The sequence below is a fragment of the Lentilactobacillus sp. genome (assembly GCF_040773105.1).
Lineage (GTDB): Bacteria > Bacillota > Bacilli > Lactobacillales > Lactobacillaceae > Lentilactobacillus > Lentilactobacillus parabuchneri.
In genome coordinates this window covers 1-5,521 of the sequence record NZ_JAXGWW010000133.1, presented here as the reverse complement: position 1 = coordinate 5,521, position 5,521 = coordinate 1, and the positions used below count along the sequence as shown (strand labels likewise).

Sequence of the window (5,521 nt, the reverse complement as noted above, 5' to 3'; positions counted from 1 at the left end):
TTAAGCTGCCGCTTCGACTGAAGGATAAACGCCGGCGCACGGTTTATCTGGTCATGGCGATCCTGGTGTTCACCACGGTGCTTACGATTCCGACAATCATTCCAAAGGGCGTCAATTTAGCGGTCGCAACGAGTGGTTTGTTGGATAATCTCCGAATTATGATGCTGCAGCCGGCACCTTCCAACACCACCATGGGAAGCTTGATAGTAGCACTGTTTCAAAGTATTGCACTCGCCTTTCTCACGACCTTGGTCGGCGCTGTCATTGCCTTTTTTATCGCATTGATGGCCGCGAGAAATCTCGCACCAACATGGTTAATTGATATTGTTCAGACGGTTATGGCATTGATTCGGGCAATTCCAACGATCCTTTGGGTATTAATTTATTCGGTTGCCCTTGGATTAGGCGCTAACGCTGCTGTCATTGGATTAACATTTCACAGCGTCGCGTATTTGGTTAAAGTTTATGCCGATAGTATTGATGAAATTTCCGGTGACACCTTATCCGCTTTGCGGGCGATGGGCGTTGGCTTTTGGCCCTTGGTCAGCCAGGTTATTTTTCCAACGATTGCCTCAAGCCTGTTAAGCTGGACGTTTATCCGGTTTGAAATCAATTTTGCCAATGCGGTTGCGGTGGGTGCTGCGGCCGGAGTGGGTGGAATCGGCTACCAGCTGTTTATGGCAAGTGGCTTTTACTTTGATTTTCACGAGGTCGGCATGATTGTTTACCTGATACTGGCATTTACCATTCCACTGGAAATTATTTCCTATAAATTAAGAAGTCGCTATATCAAACGAGCAACTAAGTAAGTCAATCAAGTAAGGAGATAAAATTATGATAAAAGCAATTGTATTTGATTGGGCAGGCACCACGGTTGATTACGGCAGTCAGGCACCAATTATTGCCTTCCAACAAGCATTTGAGAGCTTCGGAATTACGGTTCCGACTGCAGAGATTCGCGCAGACTTGGGCTTGGATAAGCTGGATCACGTTAAAAAGATCATGGCAAAACCAGATGTTCAAGACAAGTGGCGAGAAAAGCATCCCAACGACTCAATTTCAGAAGCGGTGGACCAAGTTTACCGGCGGTTTCAAACAGAAATTGTTCAGGTATTGGCAAAGACAAGCCAACTCAAATCCGGGCTGCTGGAGCTAGTCGCATACTGTCAACAGCGGGGCATTAAATATGCATCGACAACCGGCTATACAAGTGAGATGCTCGCCCATGTGATTCCGCTGGCCGCCAAGCAGGGCTACACACCAGAAATTAACGTGACGTCCGATCTCACAAACGGCATCGGACGGCCAAATCCTGATATGCTGCTTTATGCCATGGATAAAATGGGCGTTGAAGGCCCTCATTCCGTGATTAAAGTTGGCGATACGGTCAACGATATTTTAGAGGGAAAGGCTGCCCACGCAATCACGATTGGCGTGGTTGAAGGCGGCAACCTAATCGGGTTGACGGAAGACGAATACAATAGTCTGTCGATTGCCAAACAAAATTCGCTCAAGAATCGAGCGATTACAACATTAGAAAATGCCGGCGCTGATTACGTGATTGATAATCTTCAGGATTTAATTAATCTGATTTCAGCAATTGATACCGACCAAAAATATGAGCCACAACCGGCACCAATTTTACTGACACCGGGGCCACTGACAACGAGTCCAGTTGTTAAGAAACAAATGTCGGTCGACCATGGTACTTGGGATGATGAATATAAAGCCGACACTCAAGCAGTTCGACAAGCGTTGTTGAAGTTGGCAAATGTCTCGAGCGCAAACTACACCGCTGTGTTGATGCAGGGAAGCGGCACGTTTGCCGTGGAATCGACAATTGGAACGGCGGTCCCAAAGCAGTCGGCAGTTTTGATGATTGCCATTAACGGTGCCTATGGCCAACGAATGGCTCAAATCGCCGATTACCTTGATATTAAACACGTTGATTTGAACTTTCGAGAAGATGAAATTACGGATTGGCATCAGATCGAAAGGGCTCTCGATGCGCATCCGGAAGTGACCTATTTTGCGATTGTTCATTGCGAAACTACAACTGGAATCCTAAATCCAATTGAAACCATCATCCCTAAAGTTCATGCCAAAGGGATTACGACGATCGTTGACGCAATGTCGAGCTTTGGCGGCGTGCCGATTGATGTTGAAAAAAGTGAAATTGATTATTTGATTAGCAGTTCAAATAAATGTATTCAAGGCGTTCCAGGCTTTGGGCTGGTGATTGCCAGAAAGGCTGTCATTGATGAAACGGCCGGCAATGCCCGTTCTTTGGCACTTGATTTGTACGATCAATATAAGTGCTTTGAAGACAATGATGGCAAATGGCGGTTCACGTCCCCAACCCACGTGGTCTACGCATTTCTTCAAGCATTACGTGAGCTGGATGCTGAAGGCGGCGTTTCGGGGCGTAATGCCCGATATGCTCAAAACGAGAAGATGCTGAGGGCAGGAATGATTGAAATCGGTTATCAGCCGGTTATTGATGAGGCCGTTCAGTCACCGATCATTACGTCATTTAAGTACCCCACCGCCGATTTCGATTTCCGTGGCTTGTACGAGTACCTCAAACAAAATGGATTCATCATATATCCAGGAAAAGTCTCCAATATTGATAGTTTCCGAATTGGAAATATTGGGGAAGTCTATTCCGGGGATATTGAGGAATTACTCACGTTGATCAAGAAGCATGATGTGGTTAAGGTGTAGCCGATTTTCCCTGCATTGAATGAAGCCTAGTTGGAATCTGACTTGAAGGATTAATTGTGAGAATGTAAAAAATCCCTTTACAATTAAAATTCAATGAGTTAAGATACTATTCAATTAGAAAACGTTGAGAAAAGCGATGAAAAGCGGGAGTAAATTATTAATTGCATTTAGAGAGTTTCCGGTTGGTGAAAGGAAACTGCAATTCATGATTGAAAGTAGGCTTGGAGCTGTAGATGCGATCCCTGAGTGTTTACTGGATGCCACCATTAAAAGGCCAGCGACTACAATTTTATGAATTGTGTTCGTTAAGATCGAATTGAATTGAATGATTTAATTCGATAAATCAAGGTGGTACCGTGCATCTATTTTAAAATGCGCCCTTCGAAGTTGATTCGAAGGACGCATTTTTTATTTTCTCATTTTTCTACACATAATTGATTGGAGGAATCACAATGACTCAAACTAATTTATTAACCTATCTAGATCAACATCCCGACACAATTATCCCTGCTTCAGGTGACGGGAATACTTTCAGGATGTTAAGTGATGAAGGCTTTCCAGCAATTTTAATTGATGGCACTTTGACAGCCAATACATTGATAGCCGAGGATTCGCAAGGCATGCTGACATTGTCTGAATATGCGAAATTCTTGCGGGACATGCGTTTAAAAAAGACCGGGCGGTTGATTGCCGATCTGCAGTCAGGGTTTGGCAATCCTCTCAACACCTACTATTCGGCAATGGAACTGGAACGATCAGGCGGAGACATTTTATTGTTGAATGACCAGACATACCCTGCTCACACAACGGCGGAGCCCCACACCACAACACCAGAGGACCTGATTGGTAAGTTGAGGGCAGCCAAGGACGCCTTGGAAAATCCGGACACCCAAATTTGGATCAAGCTAGAAGGAATTCAATCTTATGGAATTGAGGGTATTATTCAACGAATTGGATATCTGGCAAAGGCTGGCGCTGATGCGATTGCCATTGATCATTACGATATCGATCAATTAGCTCAACTGACTGAACGACAGTTACCATTGCCGCTAATGGCAACTTGGACCCCGGGAATGACCCAAATTACCGGGATTTCTGGCTGGCTGGACAAGGGAATTTTAACGAGTGCAATTAAGAACGCGCAGTCAGATGCAATCAAATTAATCAAACAAGGAGGCATCACTTATGCTGAAAAATAATAAGATGCGTCATCAATTTAATAAAGAAGTCATGAGCGGCAACATCGTTGAGATGATGGTCGCACCAGATGCTTTAGCTGCCAAAATTGCTGAAGCCGAAGGGGCTCAAGCGATATTTTCAGCTGGATATGCCACAAGCGCGTCAGCTTTGGCCATGCCGGATCGAGGAATTGCGGACTTTGGCCTTTCACTTGAACGATGTCGGCAGATTATTAATGCAGTTAATGTTCCGGTATTTGCCGATGCAGATACGGGGTATGGTGATCTCGATAATATTAAGCGTACTGTCGAAAGTTATGAAGCGATCGGGGCAGCGGGGATGTTTATTGAAGATCAGGTTTGGCCTAAACGGTGTGGACACATGGATGGTAAAAAAGTTGAACCGACGGAAGTTCTTGAAGCTAAGCTGCGAGCTGCAAAGGCAGCACGCAAACACGATGACTTTTTGATTATGTCGAGAACTGATGCCCGTGCGGTTTATGGCTTGGATGATGCTATTGATCGAAGCAAACGGTATCGTGCAGCGGGCGCTGACTTGATATTTATTGAAGCGCCACAAAGCGTTGCAGAATTGGAAAAGATTCATGAAGCCTTTCCTGACACGCCGCTGATGGCCAACATGATTGAGGATGGCAAAACACCGCTGACGAAAAAAGAGGATCTACAGAAATTAGGCTTTAATATCGTGGTTCATCCAAACACATTGACCTATACGCAGGCATACGCTGAGAAAACTTTACTTGAAACTTTGAAGCGGGATGGATCGACTAAAGCCTACAAGGATCGAATGATCACTTTCCCAAAGTTCAACGAATTTGTAGGGCTGGATCGTGTTAACGCAAGGGATGCGGAATATTCCCCTGAAAAGATGGCCCAGACATATATGTCTTAAAGCAATGCTCATTTTGTTTCTTCACACATAACTTTTCAATTGGTTTCACCAACACATAGATCGACGAACATAGTTAATAGTTGAGATGGCAGGCACACACATAGTAATGGAGGATTTGATTATGGCAGATAACACGTATAGTTCCAATCAGGCGTATTCGTTAGAGAACCAGTTAAATGAGGCACGTGAAACACCATTATTTTATAAGGTATTTGCCTTGGCGGGGGCAGGGATGATTCTAGATGCTGCCGATGTTTATATGGCCGGTGCAATCAATAGTACGTTAATTCAGACAAAATTTGCGAGTATTAGCCAAGGCTCATACTTTCTATCAAGTGGTTTTTTAGGACTTTTTATCGGTTCACTTTTAGCGGGCTACATTGGCGACTTTTTTGGGCGAAAATTGTCCTACCACTTTAATCTTTTACTTTTCGGTGTATTTACATTGTTATCGGCGTTTGCGCCAAGTATGACGCTTCTGATTGGACTGAGATTTATTGCTGCCATCGGCCTGGGAGCAGAAATTGTTACCGGGTATGCGGTGGTTAATGAGTTTGCACCCATCAAACGGCGAGGACATTGGTCAGGGATGACCGCCATCGTTGCGAACACGGGGGCACCGATCACCCTATTGATCGCATCGTTCATGATTCCAAGATTTGGTTGGCGTTCAATGTTTCTTACAATGGGAACACTTGCTTTAGTG

At 44.6% G+C, this 5,521-nt stretch carries 5 protein-coding genes, 1 pseudogene and 1 other annotated feature; all 6 genes and pseudogenes read left to right on the top strand.

Annotated elements, in window-relative coordinates:
- The first annotated feature begins 5 nt into the window (after positions 1-5).
- A complete protein-coding gene (locus AB3112_RS07650) occupies positions 6-809 on the top strand; it encodes a PhnE/PtxC family ABC transporter permease (protein ID WP_367334228.1) in 804 nt (267 codons plus the stop codon).
- A gap of 25 nt (positions 810-834) precedes the next feature.
- Positions 835-1,581 (top strand): annotated as a pseudogene (gene phnX / locus AB3112_RS07645) (phosphonoacetaldehyde hydrolase); the annotation flags it as partial.
- An 18-nt stretch (positions 1,582-1,599) separates the two neighbouring features.
- On the top strand, positions 1,600-2,724 hold the full coding sequence (gene phnW, locus AB3112_RS07640; protein WP_265171084.1) for a 2-aminoethylphosphonate--pyruvate transaminase: 1,125 nt from the start codon (positions 1,600-1,602) through the stop codon (positions 2,722-2,724).
- A gap of 127 nt (positions 2,725-2,851) precedes the next feature.
- Positions 2,852-3,109, top strand: a binding site (T-box leader).
- Between the two features lie 67 nt (positions 3,110-3,176).
- Positions 3,177-3,923 (top strand): isocitrate lyase/phosphoenolpyruvate mutase family protein, encoded by a 747-nt coding sequence (locus AB3112_RS07635; protein ID WP_084998320.1) that lies wholly within the window; start codon positions 3,177-3,179, stop codon positions 3,921-3,923.
- On the top strand, positions 3,910-4,815 hold the full coding sequence (locus AB3112_RS07630) for an oxaloacetate decarboxylase (RefSeq protein WP_179136538.1): 906 nt from the start codon (positions 3,910-3,912) through the stop codon (positions 4,813-4,815). Before AB3112_RS07635 ends, AB3112_RS07630 begins: the two co-directional genes overlap by 14 nt.
- Positions 4,816-4,936: 121 nt before the next feature.
- Positions 4,937-5,521: MFS transporter (locus tag AB3112_RS07625; RefSeq protein ID WP_367334227.1), on the top strand; the 585-nt coding region annotated here is incomplete at its 3' end.